Genomic DNA, 18,874 nt, shown 5'->3' on the forward strand with positions numbered 1-18,874 from the left:
ATGAAAATTTCAAGAAAAAATTTACTCTTTCTTTTACTTGTATTTTGTGTGCATTTAGTGAATGCACAAACAAAATCAATCTCAGGAAAAGTAACAGATTCATCCGGTTTTCCGCTTACAGGAACAACTATTTTAGTTAAAGGAACTAAAAATGCAACTATTGTTGATAGCAATGGAAACTATACTATTAATGTCGAAAAAGGAAAAACAATAGTATTTACTTTTATGGGATTCACAACCAAAGAAGTTTTAGTTAGTAATCAAGAAAATCAAAATGTAATACTACAAGATGATTCCATATCACTGGGCGAAGTGGTTGTTACTGCATTAGGAATTAAAAGAGACAAACGTGCACTAGGATATGCTTCACAAGAATTAAAATCGGATGATATTAATAAAGTAAACTCATCTAATTTTGTTTCAAACTTAACAGGGAAAATATCTGGGGTACAAATCACTGGTTCTGGTAACGGAATTACAAGTTCTTCAAGAATAACAATCCGTGGTGATAAATCTTTGAATATTAATAATAACGGGCCTTTATTTATTGTAGATGGTATACCTATCAATAATAATGTATATGGCGTGGGTGGATCTGCAACGACCCAAACTGATTTACCAACTGATTATGGAAATGGTGCTTCGGAAATTAATCAAGAAAATATTGAGAGTGTAAACGTATTAAAAGGAGCAGCTGCATCGGCACTTTATGGTTCCAGAGCCGCAAATGGAGTTATTGTTATCACAACTAAATCCGGTAAGAAAGGAAAAGGACTTGGAGTTTCCATCTCTTCTTCTTTTATGACAAGTGAAGCCTTAAGACTACCTGAAATTCAAGGTGTTTATGGCGCTGGTTCAAAACAAACATATGATCCAGGTGCTGATACTAACTTAGGTCCTCGATTTGACTCTGGTATTTCTCTATTACAAAACGGAAGTCCTGGCTATTCAATAGGACAAGGGCAAGTATTACCGTTTGAATTTAGATACAACCTAAACGACTTTTTTAGAAAAGGAAGTTCTATTTCGAATACTGTATCTATTTCTGGTTCAGATGAAAAAACAAATTTCAGACTGAGCTATGGTAAAACAAATAGCGAAGATATTGTTCCTAATTCTAATTTGAAAAGAGAAAATATAAGCTTAAACCTTAATTATTCTATTTCGGACAAATGGAAATTAAGTACGGTAGCCACTTATACAAAAAGTTCAAGTGATAACACGCCTGTTACGGGTTACGGAAGCCAAGGTATTATGTATAATTTACTTTGGAATCATACTAATGTTGACTTAGACTGGCTTAAAGACTATTGGATTACAAAGGATGTGAAACAAAATAGCATGTTTGGTTGGGGAGATAACCCATTCAAGATTGCTTACGAGAACATCAATGCTTTCAAAAAAGGACGCCTTTTTGGTAATATTTCTTCTACTTATGAAATCAACAATGACTTTTCATTCATGGCTCGTATTGGGATGGATAATTCAAATGATTTTAGATGGTCCAGAAGACCAATTGGTTCTTCAAGATATACTAACGGAATGTATCGCGAACAAACCATTGGGTTTACAGAGTATAATGCCGATATGTTATTGAGTTACGATCATAGTTTTGGTGATTTTTCCGTTAAAATATCTTACGGTGCGAATAGCATGAATCAATACACATCCGAAAGTAAGATTGAAGGGCAAGGGATCAGTATTCCAGGTATCTACAATTTACAGAACATCAATGTGATGCCGATTCAATCGAGAAACATTTACAAAAAGCGTATTAATAGTATGTATAGTTTGACCAATATTGCATATAAAGATTATCTGTATTTAGACCTTACCGCAAGAAATGACTGGTCATCTACATTACCTGCAAACAACAACTCGTATTTCTATCCATCGGCATCATTGAGTTTTATTCCAACCTCATTATTTGAAATGAATGAAAATATTGATTTCTTAAAACTAAGAGTGAACGCTGCATCTGTAGGAAATGATACTGATCCTTATCGATTAGTAAAAACCTATGACAATGGAGCTTTGGCTGGGACTTTAACCAATCCTAATTCTATTTTAAACAGTAATTTAAAACCCGAAATTGCAACTTCTTATGAGGTGGGTGTTGAAGCTCAGTTTTTCAAAAAAAGAATTACACTTGATGCGAGTTATTATATTACCAACTCTAAGAATCAAATTGTAGGTTTGGATATTTCACAATCAACTGGTTTTAATTCGAATGTAATTAATGCGGGTAAAATTCAAAATAAAGGAATTGAATTAGGTCTAGGAATTACACCTGTTAGAACAAAGGTTTTTGAATGGTCGCTTAACGCCAATTTTACTCAAAATCGAGGTACCGTAAAAGAATTGACAGATGGAATTAACAATTATATCATTGCTCAAGGTCCTAATGGTGGTACCATTGAAGCACGTGTAGGTGAACGAATGGGAGATTTATACGGTCGTGGTTATTTAAGAAGTCCTGACAACCAAATTGTATATGACAATACTGGTTCTCCAATTTTAGATACTAAAATTAAAAAAATAGGAAACTACAATCCAGATTGGATGTTGGGTCTAGCTACTAATTTAAAATACAAAAACATCAGTCTTAATGCTTTATTTGATGTAAGACATGGTGGAAAAATCTATTCGATGACCAATGCTATAGGAATGGAAAGTGGCATACTAGCGGTTTCATTACCTGGTAGAGAAACTGGAATCGTTGGAAAAGGAGTGGTACAAAACACAGATGGAACTTACAGCCCAAATACTACTTCAATAAGTGCCGAAAACTGGTATTACTCTAATGCCTTTCGTAGAGATAATATTGAAGCCAATTCATTTGATGCGTCTTATGTAAAACTAAGAGAAGTAAGTTTAAATTATAGATTTTCTGACAAATGGATTAAAGCGGTAAAAATGCAAAACTTAAGCATTGGTTTAGTTGGAAATAATTTAGCACTTTGGACAAAAGTTCCAAACATCGATCCAGAAACTCAAGCGATAAGCGGCGGTACATTATTACCAGGATTTGAAGTCCTACAACTGCCTTCTTCTAGAAACTATGGAATCAAATTAAATGCTTCATTCTAAAAAAATTATCATGAAAAAAATCATATTATTTATACTATTACTAAGTGTCAGTATTTCTTGTACCGATGGATTTGAAGAAATCAACACTAATAAAAACCAACCAACTGTCTCACAACCGAAGCAATTACTTCCCAACGTTATTTTCAATTTAGCAAATAATAATGTTTCAAACTCATTCAACTTTGGAGATATCGTGGCTCAATATGGCGGTAACTACGAGTACAATGAATTAGACATTTACAACTGGGGTGCCGACAACCGTTTTTGGGGAATGTACAAATGGCTTAATGACATCTACGACATTAAAAAGCAAGCAATTCTATTAAACAACAAAAACTATGAAGCGATAAGTCTGGTTCTTGAAACCTACACAATGAGTCTTATTACGGATTCTTATGGTTATGCCCCTTACTCTGAAGCCTCAAAAGGAGAAGAAGGAATTTTAAAACCTAAGTACGATTCTCAAGAAGAAATTTACACCCAATTACTTTTAAACTTAGATAAGGCAAATACTTTAATAGATACAAAAACAAAAGTAGAAGGTGACTTATTGTATGGTGGAGACATGTTGAAATGGAAAAAATTCTGTAATTCATTACACGTAAGGCTTTTGATGCGTATTTCTAATAAAATAAATGTAAGCGTCAAATTAAATGATATTGTTTCAAAACCTGCGGAGTTTCCTTTATTTCAATCCAATGCAGATAATGCTAACTATGTTTACTCGGGAAGTTTTCCTAATATTTCTCCTATGAGTGATGGTATCAATAGACTGTATGGATATAATATTGTGATTCCATCTACTAATTTAGTAAACACGTTAATTACAAATAACGATCCCCGACTAGAAGAATGGATTGATCCAATTGTGGGAACTACTAATCAGTTAGGACTTCAACCTGGTCTTACATTAGATCAAATTGGAGAACCTACAAAATATTCTAGAAGAGCGGAAGATTATTTTTATAACAAAACAAAAATATCTTCAATATTCATGACGTATAGTGAATTAAACTTTTTATTAGCCGAAGCAAATCAACGCAATCTCATCACATCTGGATCTGCCAAAACGTATTACGATACTGCTGTAGAAGCTTCTTTCAAACAATGGAATGTAATTATGCCCACAGATTACTTGACTACAACTGCACCATATAGTGCTACTTCTGAAGTTTTATATACTCAAAAATGGTTAGCTTTATACCACACAGGAGTGGAAGCCTGGCTAGACTGGAAAAGGACGGGTAAACCAAGTTTTATTAAAGCAGGTCCTGGTTCAAAAAATAATGGCAAAGTGCCTAGAAGAATCATGTATCCTAGTTTAGAGCAATCAGTAAATGCCGAAAACAATAGTGAGGCATTACAAAAAATGGGAAGCGATGATATCAATGTAAAAGTATGGTGGGATAATTTTTAATTTATAAAACAGACAAACATGAAAAAAATATTTTTAATACTCATTCTTTTAAGTGCTGTAATTACTCATGCGCAAAAAGCTGAAAACATCATTGTCATCACTACAGATGGTTTTAGATGGCAAGAAGCTTTTAAAGGAATGGATGAAACATTGGCAAAAGACAAAAAATTTAACCAAGCAGATAGCGCCTATATTTATAAAAAATATTGGGCTGACAACATCAATGAACGCAGAGAAAAGCTAATGCCTTTTATGTGGTCAGTACTTGCCAAAAAAGGACAAATTTATGGTAATAGAACACTTGGCAATAAAGTAAACAATGCCAACCCTTACTGGTTTAGTTATCCTGGTTATAACGAGATCATGACGGGATATGCTGATACTTTGATTAACTCTAATCACTACCCTGCAAATCCTAATATTACTATTTTAGAATATTTAAATAAGCAACCCAAAATAAAAGGGAAAGTAGTTGCTTTTGGTGCATGGGATGCTTTTGATAATATTCTAAACGAAAAAAGAGCTGGTTTTCCTGTAATATCTGCATTTGACAAAGTGGGGGGTAAAAATCCAACGGAGAAACAAAAACTGATTAATGCTATGCTGGCAGACTCTTTTAAACCTTTTCATGACGAAGAATGTTTAGATGTATTTACACATTATGGTGCGCTTGATCAATTAAAGACTAACAAACCTAGAGTATTGTATATCTCCTACGGGGAAACTGATGAATGGGCACATGCTGGATTTTATCGCTCCTATTTAGATGCGGCACATCAGGTAGATGCTTGGATAAAAGAAATTTGGGATTTTGTACAAAATGATCCACAATACAAAGACAAAACTGCTTTAGTTTTCACTACTGATCATGGCCGTGGAGATATCACTAAATCAGAATGGACAAGTCATGGTCCAAAAATTAAAGACGCTTCTGAAATATGGTTTGCAACTATGGGACCTCAAATTGAAGCTAAGGGAGAAATGAAAAATGAAAACCAATTGTACCAAAACCAATTTGCACAAACAATGGCAAAAATTATGGGCTATACGTTTGAAGCTAACCATCCAATCGCAAAAGAAATACCTGGAGTAGTAAAATAATCACTTCTTAATATTGACAAAAAAAGGGTTTGACATAAGTCAAACCCTTTTTCAATTTCTAAAATATTTATTTATATTTAAATAAAACTACACTTCTTTATTGGCAAGTTGCCCACAAGCAGCATCTATATCTTTACCTCTACTTCTACGAACTTTAACTACAATCCCACTTGCTTCTAATGCTTTTATGTAAGCATTAGTCGCTTCTTCTGAGGCTTGTTGAAATTCTCCGTCATCAATCGGGTTGTATTCGATCAAGTTTACTTTACAAGGTACGTATTTACAAAATTTAACTAAAGCATCTATTGATTCCTTATTATCATTGATATCCTTCCAAACGACATATTCGTAAGAAATCTTTGATTTGGTTTTTCGATACCAATATTCTAATGATTCACGCAAATCTGCCAAAGGAAAATTAGCGCTAAAAGGCATGATTCGAGCACGAATTTCATCAATAGCTGAATGCAGGGAAACGGCCAATTTAAATTTCACATCATCATCAGCTAATTTTTTTATCATTTTAGGAACTCCTGATGTGGAAACCATAATTCGCTTGGGTGACATTCCTAATCCCTCCTCGGATGTGATCATTTCAATAGCTTTCAATACATTATTGTAATTCATTAATGGTTCTCCCATTCCCATGAAAACAATATTAGAAAGAGGATGATTATGATACAAACGACTTTCTCTATCTATGGCCAAAACCTGATCATATATTTCAGCAGGTTCTAAGTTTCGCATCCTTTTTAATCGCGCTGTAGCGCAAAAGCTACAATCCAAACTACAACCCACTTGGCTAGAAACGCAAGCTGTTGTTCTGGTATTGGTGGGAATTAAAACAGATTCTACTACTAAACCATCATGTAAACGGACGGCATTTTTTACCGTGCCGTCTTCAGAACGTTGCATTGTATCTACCTTTATGTGATTGATTACAAAGTAGCTTTCTAACATCGCACGCGTTTCTTTAGAGATATTAGTCATATCCTCAAAACTGTGCGCCCCTTTACTCCACAACCACTCATATACTTGATTACCACGAAAAGCTTTGTCGCCACTGGTTACAAAAAAATCTCGTAATTCTTCTTTGGATACTGCCCGTATGTCTTTTTTCTCAATTTGCATGCTGCAAATTTAATGACTATTTATTGTATTAAATAATTATCCACACAAATTCAGCTTTTCAAGCTGTTTCGATTGCTGTTTTTAAAATAAAATTATTTCAAAAAAACATCAAAAATATCGATATAGTACTACCGTTTTTTAATAAACCCTTAACCACTGATATTTATCATGTATTGCTCTTCTACTTCGGTATAAATTTGTCTCATAATTAATACAAAAAATGGAATTTACAAACCATCATGAAATTAACTTAAATAAATAACAGCATGAAATCAACAACACTTAAATCGGCTTTTTTAGCAATCACTTTATTGGGAATAATATGGTCTTCAAATGCGCAAAAAAACTATGAGTTAAATAAAAAACAAACTTTTTCTGTACTGGGAACTTCAACATTACATGACTGGGAAATGGAAACAAGCACAGCTACTGGTACTGCAAATATTACTATTACCAATTCTAAATTAGAAGCCATTAATGGAATAACAATAAATCTAAAATCGGAAAGTATAAAAAGTGGCAAAGGCGCTATGGACAAAATAGCATACAAAACCTTAAACACAAATAAATTCAAAACCATTAAATATGTTTTAAAAACTGCTGAAAAGGTAAATGAAACAACTTGGGAATTAATTGGAACATTTAGTATTGCTGGCGTTAGCAAAGAATTCAAAACACAAGTACAAACAACAATAAGTAACGGCTCCGTTACTATACAGGGATCGAACAAAATTACATTTGATGAATTTGGCATGACCCCACCAACTGCATTATTTGGAACTATTAAAACTGGAAAAGAACTTATACTAAAATTCAATATTAACTTTAATTAAAGCAATCATGAAAATAATTTATCTTTTAGCTGCTGTCGTATTAAGTTTGACAACAGTAACTGCACAAAATAGTTTTGGACAAATTCAAAATACGATTCCACGTGATCAAAATGGAATAAATCAATTTGACGTAAAAAAAGACAGCGTAGCATATAAAGGAATTAGCGTTGATCTTGGAGCTGCATTTGCTTTGCAATTTCAAGGAGTAAAATCCTTTAATAATCAATCCAATTTACCTGCTCTTATTACCGGTTACAGATTAAATAATCTAGGAAATAATTTTAATTTACCTACAGCGAATATGATTATTGGAGCGCAATTATACGATGGTGTGCGAGTAAATTTAGAACTCTATTTGGCCGCGAGACACCACAATGAGACATGGGTAAAAGGAGGTTATTTACAAATTGATAAATTAGATTTTATCAAAAAAGACTTCTTAGCTGATTTTATGAAATATGCAACCATCAAAATCGGGCAAATGGAAAACAACTATGGTGATGCCCATTTTAGAAGATCTGACAATGGAAATACATTGGCCAACCCTTTTATTGGAAATAACATTATGGATGCTTTCACTACAGAAATGGGTGCTGAATTTTATTACAACAGAAACGGTTTTGTAAGTATGATCGGTGTTACCAACTCAAAACTAAATCAAAATGTAAAAGAAATAGTTGCAAGTTCACCTACTCAAAACACAACTATTAGCCCCACTATTTTAGCAAAAATAGGATTTGACAAACAAATTGATTCTGATTTAAGAGTACGATTAACTGGGTCTTTATATCATGTTTCAAATATAAGTGGAAACTTATATGGATCTGATAGAGCAGGTAGCCGCTTTTATGGTGTTATGTCTCATGCGGCATACACAGGAGTTTCTGGAGAAGTAGCTGACAACTTTGATCCTGCAGCAAACAAAGATACTGGCAGATTCAATCCTGGATATGGCAACTGGGCAACTTCATACATGATAAACCCTTTTATAAAATACAAAGGCCTTGAATTCTTTGGAACATTAGAATTCTCTTCTGGAGGAGATGCAAAAGGAAATGACGATAAAAGAACTGTTAACCAATATGTAGGTGATGTATTGTACCGATTTGGAAAAAACGAAAACCTTTATGTTGGAGCCAAATATAATTTAGTTACAGGAAAACTAAAAAATGCCGATGCAAATGCCATTACAGTAAATAGATTAGAAACTGGACTAGGTTGGTTTATGACTAAAAACATATTGACTAAAGTAGTTTATGTAGATCAAAATTATAAAGATTTTAGTCAATTTACAGCAGGAAATCCTAATGATTTATATGGAGGAAACTTTAATGGAGTCCTATTTGAAGCCGTAATTACATTTTAATATAATGAAAAAAAGAATTGCAATAGGTATAATGGGTTTAGCACTTTTCACACTCTTGGGAGGTGCTAAGTCCACTGTTGCACTAAAAAATGCAACACTGATAATAAATAGAATTGAAATAAAAATTAGCGGAACTTCAAACGTGGGAAAATACCATTGTACCAATACTTTTTATATAAATGACACTATCAATTTGAACTTAAACAAGAAAAACTCTATAAATGCAGATATCCCAATGCTAAACTTTGATTGTGGTAATAAAATCATGACTAAAGATTTACGAAGCACTGTAAAATGCAAAGAATTCCCAAACAGTCATGTTACAATAACAGACATCAAAGCTTACAAGTCCGATTACAAATGCAACCTTACTTTTTTAATAACAGATAAAAAACTAAAATACAAAGACTTTATACTATATAAAGAAGATGACAAAATTCATGGCACTATCAATATCAATTTTTCAGATATTGACCTTGATCCGCCAGTAAAAATGGCTGGTCTTGTAAAAGTAAGAGACCAGGTTGTTATTGATTTTAGTTTATACAATAATTGATTTCTAACACAAAAAGCTTCCTTTAAATTTACTTTTAAACTTCTTTTATTCCCATTTTTTGATTTGTAACTTTGCATCAATTAAAAAAGTCAAAAATGCATTTCATCTCACAAGAATTAGAAGATTATATTGAACAACATTCTGAAAAAGAACCTGCTTTACTAGCCGCTTTAAATAAAGAAACGTATCAAAAAATTCTTTTACCACGCATGTTAAGCGGTCATTTTCAAGGACGTGTTTTGAGTATGTTAGCCAAATTGATTCGTCCTGTGAATATCCTTGAGATTGGTACCTATACTGGTTATTCGGCTCTATGTTTGTGCGAAGGGATGCAAGAAAATGGTGTTCTTCATACCATTGACATTAAGGAAGAACTGATCGATTTTCAGCGAAAACATTTTGACAAATCACCTTGGGGGAAACAAATTATTCAACATTTAGGAGCAGCCACTGAAATCATTCCTAATCTAGAGGTGAAATTTGATTTGGTTTTTATTGACGCAGACAAAGAGAACTACATTAACTATTTTGAGATGATTGTTCCAAAAATGAATAAAGGCGGTATTATTTTATCCGATAATGTATTGTGGAGTGGCAAAGTATTGGAACCTTTAAACCCTAAAGATGTAAGCACCAAAGTACTTTTGGAGTATAATGCCTTATTAAAAAATGACCCTAGAGTAGAAACTGTTTTGCTACCCATACGTGATGGACTGACTGTAAGTAGAGTACTTTAATTATTTTATCGTTTACTCAGATTTTCTAGCCCAGATGGAAATGAAAATCCTTATGGTATAAAAATGAAATTTTTCTAAACAAAAAAGAGCGCCCAACGGAAGCTCCTTTATTGTTATTGAAAAATCATTTTTACCAGAAGATTGAAATGTACCGCTGGAAATAGCTCCTTAAAATTAAACGGGAAAATATTTTTTTTGTGCTTTCTTATAAAGAATAGAACATAGAAATCCTGAAAATATCCCGAATACATACCCACAAAAAATATCTAGCGGATAATGCAGTCCTAAATAAATGCGACTGTAGGCAAAAATTAATGGCCACAAAAACAATAGAATAAAATAGAAAGAATATTTACGTAATGTGAAGTATAAAAATGAGGCTACTGCCATACTATTAGCGGCATGACCTGAAAAGAAACTATAGGAATTACTTTTCTTAACGACTCTTATTATAGTGTTTATTTCTGGATTATTACACGGCCGAAGTCTTTGAAACCCATTTTTAAATAAGTTAGTCACTTGGTCCGTAAACGTTAATAAAAGAGCTATAAACAACAGTAAATACAGGGTTTGTTTTGTTCCAATTTTTTTAAAAATTACATACAATAATAATAAAAATAATGGCAACCAGTTGAGCTGATTTGTTATAATCAACCAAAGTCCGTCATATTGCGTAGAACCCAAGCTATTTAAATAAATAAGTAAATCGGTATCTAAAGAAAGTATTTTTTCCAACATTATTTTTGACGTTTTACTGGTCCTGTAATGTCTTCAATATCTTCTTTTACCTTATTTGCTTGTACTACTGAATCTCCTAAAAGATCTGTTTTCACCTTATTTGCCTGAGCGACACTATCACCCATAAGATCTTCTTTTACTTTATTAATATGAGAGTTTATATCTCCTGTCAATTCAGACAATGATTTTGTATCCAAACCATTGGCCTCAACCCCTTTTTGAATTTCACTTTTGATATCATTTGTCGCATTTTTTAATTGCGCCATTGCTTTACCCATAGTACGAGCCATTTCTGGAACTTTATCTGATCCAAAAAGCATTAGTACTATAAACATAATAAAAACTAACTCTCCTCCTCCTATACCAAACATATTTTTTCTATTTTAATATTGCAAATATACCAAATTTTGATTCCGCCTCTTTTAAATTTTTCATAAAAAAAAAGACTCAAAATTGAGTCTTTTTTTTATATGAAAGTTGAACTTAATCAAATTTAGATTTTATCTCTTCTTTTGGCCAAGTGTTATTAGTCACATCAATATCTGCTGTTTCTAATTTTGGGTCAATTTGAATTTTTTTGATTGCTTTTTCAGTAGCATATACTTTCTTAGCGGTATCATTGTTCTTTCTCCAAATTTGAGCTGGATACTTATAATTATCTACCGTTCCATCTTCATAAGTAATTTCAACAAGAATCGGCATTATTAATCCTCCTGGCTTATTGAACTCTACTTCGTAAAAATACTTTGGAGATTTTAAAGTTCCTTTCTCTTCTGCTGTAAGCGTGCTCACATAATCAGAAAGTAATTTTACATCTTCTACTTTTAATGCTTTCTTTTGGTTTGATTTTAATGCTACATTGTTTTCTTCAATTAAATAAACAAATGGACCAGCATCTACACCAAAACGTCCTTTTCTTACTTTAGCATTTTTAAGTTCAGCCGAAGGTGTCTCCGATACATAATATTGCTTTACTTCATTGATACCTATATCTACAAAATCAGTGGAGTAAAACCACCCTCTAAAGAACCAGTCTAAATCAACTGCAGATGCATCTTCCATTGTTCTAAAGAAATCTTCTGGAGTAGGATGTTTGAATTTCCAACGGTTTGCGTATACTTTGAAAGCATAATCAAACAATTCTCTACCCATAATTGTTTCTCTAAGAATATTTAATGCAGTTGCCGGTTTTCCGTAAGCGTTATTTCCAAATTGAATAATGCTTTCTGAATTTGACATAATAGGCTCTAAAAACTTTTGATCTCCACTCATATATGGAATAATATTTTTAGCAGGACCTCTTCTTGATGGGAAATTTGTCTCTAATTCTTGTTCGGCCATGAATTCCATAAATGAATTTAAACCTTCATCCATCCAAGTCCATTGGCGCTCATCAGAATTTACAATCATCGGGAAAAAGTTATGTCCCACTTCATGAATTACTACACCCATCATTCCGTTCTTTGTTTGCTCGCTGGTTACCCCTTTTTCATCAGGACGACCAAAATTCCAACAAATCATTGGGTATTCCATTCCTTGATCTTCTGCTGAAACTGATACCGCTTTTGGATAAGGATAATCAAAAGTGTGGGAAGAGTAACTTTTTAAAGTATGAGCTACTGTTATTGTTGACGTTTCTCCCCAAAGTGGATTAGCCTCTTTAGGGTAGATTGAAACTGCCATCGCTGTTTTAGTACTCAATTGTACCGCCATTGCGTCAAGAATAAATTTTCTTGAAGTTGCTATACCAAAATCTCTAACATTTTTTGCGCTAAATTTCCATGTTTTTTTCTTAGTTGAAAACCCTTTTTCGGCTGCTTCTGCTTCCGCTTGAGTTACGATAACAACTGGTTTATCAAATGTTTTTTGTGCCAATTCCCATCTTTTTACTTGAGCTGGAGTAAACACTTCACTTCTATTTGTCAATTCTCCTGTTGCTTCCATAACATGATCAGCAGGAACTGTAATATTTACATCAAAATTTCCAAATGGCAAAGCAAATTCTCCGCTTCCCCAAAATTGCATATTTTGCCATCCTTCAACATCATTATACACTGCCATTCTAGGGTAGAATTGTGCTATTACATATAATCTATTGCCTTCTTTTTCGAATAATTCATATCCTGAACGACCCCCTTCTTTTTGATAATTATTGATGTTATACCACCATTTTACTGAAAAAGAAATTGACGTACCCGGTTTCATTGGTGAAGCCAAATCAATTCTCATCATGGTATGATTAATATTGTACGTCATTGAATTCCCTTTGGAATCCTTAACATATTCAATATTAAATCCACGTTCTAAATCTTTTTTCAAAAATTTATCAGCAAAATTTGATGCAGGAAAAGTTTGTGTTATTTTTTCACTCTCAGCCAATGGAGATTCAGAATCTTTAGCTGCTTGATTTTGATCTAATTGCACCCATAAATAATCTAAATTATCAGGAGAATTATTAAAGTAAGTAATGGTTTCAGAACCCATTAACTTAGCATTTTTATCATCTAATTCTATGTCAATTTTATAATCAGCTTGTTGCTGATAATACGCTGGACCAGGAGCACCAGCTGCATTTCTAAACATATTGGGCGTTGCCAATAAGTCATACATTTGACTAAATTTGTTGGTGTCGTATTTGCCTGTTTGTTTAGGAGTTACGGTTGTCGTTTTTTCTTGTGCAAAAATAAGAGCTGGAAGAAAAAGGAGTAAAGAAATTTTTTTCATAAATAAAACGCTAGTAGTTTCAGTTCGTGAAAATAATAATTTTTAACAAAAAACCGTCCTTTAATCAGTATTTTAACATTCCATTCCTTGAAGATTCTGTAAAAAGAATGCTATTTTTGGTTCCAAGCACCGTAATATGTGTAATGTTTTGCTGTTCAGAGCTCCAATCCATCAAAACAGAATTATAAATTTCAAGTGTACTGATTTTTGAAATTCCTTTGATATTAGAATAACAAATTAACACATCGTCTTCCACTTCTTTACTTAAAAAATTCATTGGTTTAGATTGCCCATTGACTTTAACCGAGAAATTCTCCCCAAGGTATTTTTTAAACAACTCTAGTTCTTCAGACGTCTCTTGATTAGTCCCAATATGGAAGTGTTGCTTTTTGTATTTTTTCTCCAATGTCTTATTTAAATCATCAAGAAAAATACGAGAAGTAATTTGTAACATTTTCTTTTCGGGTGCATAATTAATCTGATAGATACCCATATAAAATTTATGAGCAGCAAAAGACGACAAAGTCAATATTAAAAATCCAACAAAAAGGTATAAAGTTCTTTTTTTCATTTTCCAAAAGTAGCAATTCTTTTAAACTCTTTGTTTTTAGTAATCAAAAAATCCATTAACATGAATCTGTCTTCCGGTTTCAAATACTTCTTCGAAGCAGCATCATTCGAACAATAAAGCAAGAACAATTCCACCTCATCCTCTTTTAAACTTAAATCTTTAGAGAAAAAAGAGGGACTAAAATTAATTTTTACATATTCTGAGAAAGCAACATCTGAAATAAAATCTTCTTTAACTTCCTCTTTTTTTCTTAGGATTTTTTTAAAATCTTTAAAAATACGAACAAAATCCATTCCATTCTCTATAGTCCCATCTGCTGGCATTAATCGGTTTTTAGGCGATGATTTCTCATCATCAAAAAACTTTTTGTCTACAAATCGCTGTGACCCGCCACCTAAACTATTTACTTTTAACCCATTAGAAACAACTACTTCTTTCAATTCATTATTTACTAAATCCATTTGCACTAAGAAGAGTCGTTCTTGACAGTTTTTTTCAGTCAATACAATTTTTTTAGATTGAAAGGCTAAGCTTGAGAATAACAAAGTATCTTTTGGCTTTGCCAAAATATCAAACAAACCATTAGCATTAATAAAAGTCCGTGTTTGTGAGTTAATGTTTAACACATACCCACTTTCTAAAGTTAACGAGTCGTTTACTACCTGTCCATGTAACGGTTTTCTAGTTTCATTTTGCGCAAAGCAAACCTGAAAAAATAATACTGAAAAGATTAACCCTATTTTAGTTTTCATCGGTTATAATTTTATTATATTTTTCTGCTAAAGTAATAATCAAAAACATAGATAATGTTTTATTTTTAGACTTCAGTGCCGCTGCAAAATCGGTGTTTTCAACACAATAATATTGAAATCCTTTAATGTATTCTTCAGGAATTTTTAAAGTCTCTATATAATATTTATCTTCAAATAGATACTCTAGTTTATTCATGAGTTGCTCCTTATATTCCACTGCAACTTCTTTTTTTAGCATTGCAGTTCTTCCAGACATCCAGTTTAAAGGCCTATCTAACAATCCCGATCTTGAGGTGTATAATTTTCTTTCAGCAGGAGTATATTTTTTTTGCCCTTCAGGAATTATTCCAAGATTTTCGGCATTGATTTGTGAGTTTTCATTTACCACAACCTCTTTTAACGGAATACTATTGGCTAGCATTTTAACACTTACATTTTCTTTTAAAATGTCCTCTTTAGATATCCTTCTACGTAAAGTTACGAGATTTACAGCAGAAAAAGCTAAAAGATCCCCTTCTTTTACAAAAAGATAAAACACACCATCTTTATTAGAAGAGGTCGCTTTATCCGTTGTTAGATTGACAATATTTATCCCTTCAACCGAAGTCGAATCCGCAGTAATTAGGCCGTGAATTTTTTTTTCATTGGAAACTTGACCAAAAATAATTTGAGTAAACAAACAAAAGAAAAAGAAGAAAGTATTATTCGTTCTCACAGGCAATTATTTCTTTATACTTTGATGCTAGTTCTCCTAATAAAAATTCAATGGTTGTTTTATTTTTTTGATCTAGAATTTTGGTGAATTTTTCGTTATCAACAGCATAATATTTAAACCCTTTTACATAATCTGAAGGAATTTTATATTTCCCAACATATTGATCTTCATCAAACATCTCGTCCAACATTACTAAATACATTTCTTTCTTTTCAATTTGAATTTCTTTCTTTAGCATAGCAGTTCGGCCCGAAATAAAATTAAGTATGGGATCAAATCCCATCGGGTTCAATTTTCCTGAACTTGCTGTTGCATATTTCCGTTCCGCTTCTGTATACGATCTTTGATTTTCAGGAATAATACCCAAGGACCTCGAATTGATATTATTGTATCTTTTAATCACAACTTCGTTTAATTGATTCATAACTGGAACCATCTTAACAAAGAAAAGTCTTTTATTAAAATCATCTTTAGTTAAAGCAATTTTCAATCCTTTATACTGAATCGAAGAAAACATTAAAGTATCTCCTACAATCGCTTTAATGGAAAAATAACCTTGTTGATCCGTAATTACAGCTTTTTCTGTTTTTAAATTTATAACATAAATCCCTTCCAAATTAGACATATCTGCATTTACCTTTCCATTCAATTCGGTAGAAACAGATTCTTGAGCCAGACCAGCTGTTGCAAATAAAACAAAAAAGATACATCCTAATTTATTCATTGTATTTGTAATAACCATAATTATTGATAAGTTGTAAAAGTATCTTAATGTGTTCCAAATTAATTACTAAGGACATGGTAAAAAAATGTTAATAAAAATTAAGTCCAATTCGAAGTCTGATTTTATACCTTTAGCATATAAAATTCAATAAAAAAATGAAAAATATAATAATCGCAAGTACATCAACACTTCACGGGGGAGACTATTTAGAATATTTATTACCTGAATTGAGCAAACATTTTCAAGATTGCAAAACCATTCTTTTCATTCCCTATGCCAGACCAAGTGGTATTTCTCACGATGAATACACAGCCAAAGCAGCAGCTGCATTCTCTAAAATAAATATAAACGTAAAAGGAATACATGAATTTCAAAATCCAATTTCGGCAATTGAAAATGCAGAAGGGATTTTTACTGGTGGCGGAAGTACTTTTGTATTGGTTAACGAATTATACAAAAACAATATCATGACTGTGCTTAGTCAAGCGGTCAAAAAAGGGATTCCATATTTAGGCACAAGTGCTGGAAGCGTCATTTGTGGTTTAAGCATGCAAAACACCAATGACATGCCTATTGTATATCCACCAAGCTTTCAAACGACAGGATTAATTCCATTTAATATAAATGCGCATTATTTAGATCCAGATTTACAGTCCAAACATATGGGTGAAACTAGAGAGACTCGAATAAAAGAATTTCATGCTTATAATTCAATTCCTGTTTTAGGATTAAGAGAAGGAAGCTGGCTAGACGTAAAAGGTTCAAAAATCATCCTGAAAGGTAATTTGAAAGGAATTCTTTTTAGACAAAATCAAGCTTCAGAAGAAATAGAAAGCCAAAGCGATATAAGCGATATCAAATAAAAAAGCCGAAACATAAAATGTTTCGGCTTTTAAGAGCGAAAGACGAGGCTCGAACTCGCGACAACCAGCTTGGAAGGCTGGAGCTCTACCAACTGAGCTACTTTCGCATTAACAGGGTGCAAATATATAAATTAATTTACACGAACACAAGTTTTTTTATAAAAAATTTAAACTCGTTTTATTTTAAATTTTTTAGAACAAAAAAATGCTTTTAAGTTCTAATAAAAAAGCCGAAACATAAAGTTTCGGCTTTAAAGAGCGAAAGACGAGGCTCGAACTCGCGACAACCAGCTTGGAAGGCTGGAGCTCTACCAACTGAGCTACTTTCGCATTACTGTGGTGCAAATATAGATAATAAGTTCACTTTGTAGCAAGTTTTTTTAATGATTTTTTTATAAAAAATTCAACCGCAACATAACCAATTTAAAATTAAATTGTTACAGCTTTATAATTCCAAACAAACATACCCTTCAATAAAAAAATAACACTTTTGAATACCAAAACTGACAGATATCAACCAGTTCGAGAATGAAAATCAATAGTCAACTTCTCGGTTTAGATCAAGAAACTTATTAATTAAAGTAAAATTTGGTCTTTTTATAAATCGGAAATCTCTAGGAGTCATTCCCTTTTTATAAAAAAAGCCAATCAAAATAAATTCTGATTGGCTCTATAAGTTATTTTTAAAATATTTACATCACTAATTTAGATGCTATTTTGTATGCTTTTGAAGGATAATAAACAAACAGACATGATTTATCTTTAATTGTTTGAATGATCTCATTTGTTAATTCCAAAGGAATTGCTGGGCAACCTAAGCTTCTTCCTAATCTTTTATTGTTTTGAATAAATGAATTCGAAACATATTGCGCTCCATGAATAACAACAGCTCTTTCTCTAGCATTACTATTAATCCCTTTTTCCAAACCGTCCAATTTTAAAGATTTACCATGTTTGCCATTGTATATCTCCCCAGTTGCGTAAAAACCCAAACTGCTTTTATAGGATTCTGCCGAATTTGAAAAGCTTGTTGCAAATTCATCACCCGTATTACGGCCATGCGCCACAAGCGAATTGTATAGGATTGTATTTGTAGTTAAATCTATAACCCAAAGTCTCTTTGAATTGGAAGACAGACTGAAGTCGATGAGCGTTAATATATTTTTACTTACTAATCCTTTCTCTTTTAAAAGATAAAAACCTTTTAAAGCCTCAGCAAAACTTTCTAGCTTAGGTAAAGAAAAATGGTTGGAATTCAAATTATGATAAACCAGTTCTTCACTAGTTTCAGAATTTGTTTTTACTAAATTAACCGCTTCCATTTTTTTAATGTCATGGGTCTCATTAAAGAACTCATTAGTTGAAATTAATGACAAGACAACAAGAAGCACAGTAGGAAATATTTTATAAATCATTGATTTTAATTATGTTATGTGATATATTTGGGATTGCGAATATACTACAAATTACTTTAAAAAAAAATTAAGCTAAAAATTTAATATAATATTTGTAAACAAAAGATTACAATTAAAATCACATAGCATTTGCTTTTTGTG

17 protein-coding genes and 2 tRNA genes are annotated in these 18,874 nt (G+C 32.3%); 8 read left to right on the forward strand and 11 right to left on the reverse strand.

Annotated features, from left to right (window positions below):
• From AB3G34_RS11585 to AB3G34_RS11595, 3 genes are read left to right on the forward strand one after another with little or no spacing between them, the layout of a single operon-like run.
• The gene (locus AB3G34_RS11585) at window positions 1-3,090 is read left to right on the forward strand and encodes a SusC/RagA family TonB-linked outer membrane protein (RefSeq protein ID WP_369752526.1); all 3,090 of its coding nucleotides are present in this window, start codon (window positions 1-3) and stop codon (window positions 3,088-3,090) included.
• A 10-nt stretch (window positions 3,091-3,100) separates the two neighbouring features.
• Window positions 3,101-4,507, forward strand: coding sequence for a SusD/RagB family nutrient-binding outer membrane lipoprotein (locus tag AB3G34_RS11590; protein ID WP_369752527.1), 1,407 nt, complete (start codon window positions 3,101-3,103; stop codon window positions 4,505-4,507).
• Window positions 4,508-4,525: 18 nt separating this feature from the next.
• A complete protein-coding gene (locus tag AB3G34_RS11595; RefSeq protein WP_369752528.1) occupies window positions 4,526-5,608 on the forward strand; it encodes an alkaline phosphatase family protein in 1,083 nt (360 codons plus the stop codon).
• A gap of 87 nt (window positions 5,609-5,695) precedes the next feature.
• Here AB3G34_RS11595 and rlmN read toward each other — a convergent pair whose 3' ends face one another.
• The gene (gene rlmN, locus AB3G34_RS11600) at window positions 5,696-6,739 is read right to left on the reverse strand and encodes a 23S rRNA (adenine(2503)-C(2))-methyltransferase RlmN (RefSeq protein WP_369752529.1); all 1,044 of its coding nucleotides are present in this window, start codon (window positions 6,737-6,739) and stop codon (window positions 5,696-5,698) included.
• 266 nt (window positions 6,740-7,005) lie between these two features.
• Here rlmN and AB3G34_RS11605 point away from each other — a divergent pair, with 266 nt between their 5' ends.
• The 4 genes from AB3G34_RS11605 (at window position 7,006) to AB3G34_RS11620 (ending at window position 10,231) form a co-directional block, all read left to right on the forward strand.
• Window positions 7,006-7,572: a YceI family protein gene (locus tag AB3G34_RS11605; RefSeq protein WP_369752530.1), complete on the forward strand. Its 567-nt coding sequence runs from the start codon at window positions 7,006-7,008 to the stop codon at window positions 7,570-7,572.
• Window positions 7,573-7,579: 7 nt separating this feature from the next.
• On the forward strand, window positions 7,580-8,938 hold the full coding sequence (locus AB3G34_RS11610; RefSeq protein WP_369752531.1) for a hypothetical protein: 1,359 nt from the start codon (window positions 7,580-7,582) through the stop codon (window positions 8,936-8,938).
• A 4-nt stretch (window positions 8,939-8,942) separates the two neighbouring features.
• Window positions 8,943-9,494, forward strand: a complete 552-nt coding sequence (locus AB3G34_RS11615) for a YceI family protein (RefSeq protein WP_369752532.1) — start codon at window positions 8,943-8,945, stop codon at window positions 9,492-9,494.
• A gap of 95 nt (window positions 9,495-9,589) precedes the next feature.
• Window positions 9,590-10,231, forward strand: a complete 642-nt coding sequence (locus AB3G34_RS11620) for an O-methyltransferase (protein WP_369752533.1) — start codon at window positions 9,590-9,592, stop codon at window positions 10,229-10,231.
• Window positions 10,232-10,405: 174 nt separating this feature from the next.
• Here the strand turns inward: AB3G34_RS11620 and AB3G34_RS11625 are convergent, their stop codons facing one another.
• From AB3G34_RS11625 to AB3G34_RS11655, 7 genes are all read right to left on the reverse strand, one after another.
• Window positions 10,406-10,969, reverse strand: a complete 564-nt coding sequence (locus tag AB3G34_RS11625; protein WP_369752534.1) for a phosphatase PAP2 family protein — start codon at window positions 10,967-10,969, stop codon at window positions 10,406-10,408.
• Window positions 10,969-11,340, reverse strand: a complete 372-nt coding sequence (locus tag AB3G34_RS11630) for a twin-arginine translocase TatA/TatE family subunit (RefSeq protein WP_367771984.1) — start codon at window positions 11,338-11,340, stop codon at window positions 10,969-10,971. The genes AB3G34_RS11625 and AB3G34_RS11630 overlap by 1 nt, the downstream gene beginning before the upstream one ends.
• 112 nt (window positions 11,341-11,452) lie before the next feature.
• A complete protein-coding gene (locus AB3G34_RS11635) occupies window positions 11,453-13,693 on the reverse strand; it encodes a M1 family metallopeptidase (protein ID WP_367771986.1) in 2,241 nt (746 codons plus the stop codon).
• Window positions 13,694-13,757: 64 nt separating this feature from the next.
• A complete protein-coding gene (locus AB3G34_RS11640; RefSeq protein ID WP_369752535.1) occupies window positions 13,758-14,264 on the reverse strand; it encodes a DUF6702 family protein in 507 nt (168 codons plus the stop codon).
• Window positions 14,261-15,016, reverse strand: a complete 756-nt coding sequence (locus tag AB3G34_RS11645) for a hypothetical protein (RefSeq protein WP_369752536.1) — start codon at window positions 15,014-15,016, stop codon at window positions 14,261-14,263. Before AB3G34_RS11645 ends, AB3G34_RS11640 begins: the two co-directional genes overlap by 4 nt.
• Window positions 15,006-15,731 (reverse strand): hypothetical protein, encoded by a 726-nt coding sequence (locus tag AB3G34_RS11650; RefSeq protein WP_369752537.1) that lies wholly within the window; start codon window positions 15,729-15,731, stop codon window positions 15,006-15,008. The genes AB3G34_RS11645 and AB3G34_RS11650 overlap by 11 nt, the downstream gene beginning before the upstream one ends.
• A complete protein-coding gene (locus tag AB3G34_RS11655; RefSeq protein WP_369752538.1) occupies window positions 15,718-16,455 on the reverse strand; it encodes a hypothetical protein in 738 nt (245 codons plus the stop codon). Before AB3G34_RS11655 ends, AB3G34_RS11650 begins: the two co-directional genes overlap by 14 nt.
• 155 nt (window positions 16,456-16,610) lie before the next feature.
• Here AB3G34_RS11655 and pepE point away from each other — a divergent pair, with 155 nt between their 5' ends.
• The gene (pepE, locus tag AB3G34_RS11660) at window positions 16,611-17,318 is read left to right on the forward strand and encodes a dipeptidase PepE (protein ID WP_367771996.1); all 708 of its coding nucleotides are present in this window, start codon (window positions 16,611-16,613) and stop codon (window positions 17,316-17,318) included.
• Between the two features lie 34 nt (window positions 17,319-17,352).
• Here the strand turns inward: pepE and AB3G34_RS11665 are convergent.
• From AB3G34_RS11665 to AB3G34_RS11675, 3 genes are all read right to left on the reverse strand, one after another.
• Window positions 17,353-17,425 (reverse strand) — tRNA-Gly (locus AB3G34_RS11665).
• A 150-nt stretch (window positions 17,426-17,575) separates the two neighbouring features.
• Window positions 17,576-17,648, reverse strand: a tRNA-Gly gene (locus AB3G34_RS11670).
• A 362-nt stretch (window positions 17,649-18,010) separates the two neighbouring features.
• Window positions 18,011-18,733 carry a murein L,D-transpeptidase catalytic domain family protein gene (locus tag AB3G34_RS11675; RefSeq protein ID WP_369752539.1) on the reverse strand — a complete coding sequence of 241 codons (723 nt, stop codon included), beginning with the start codon at window positions 18,731-18,733 and terminating at the stop codon, window positions 18,011-18,013.
• Window positions 18,734-18,874 lie beyond the last annotated feature (141 nt).

The sequence above is a fragment of the Flavobacterium sp. WC2409 genome (assembly GCF_041200085.1).
Classification (GTDB): domain Bacteria; phylum Bacteroidota; class Bacteroidia; order Flavobacteriales; family Flavobacteriaceae; genus Flavobacterium.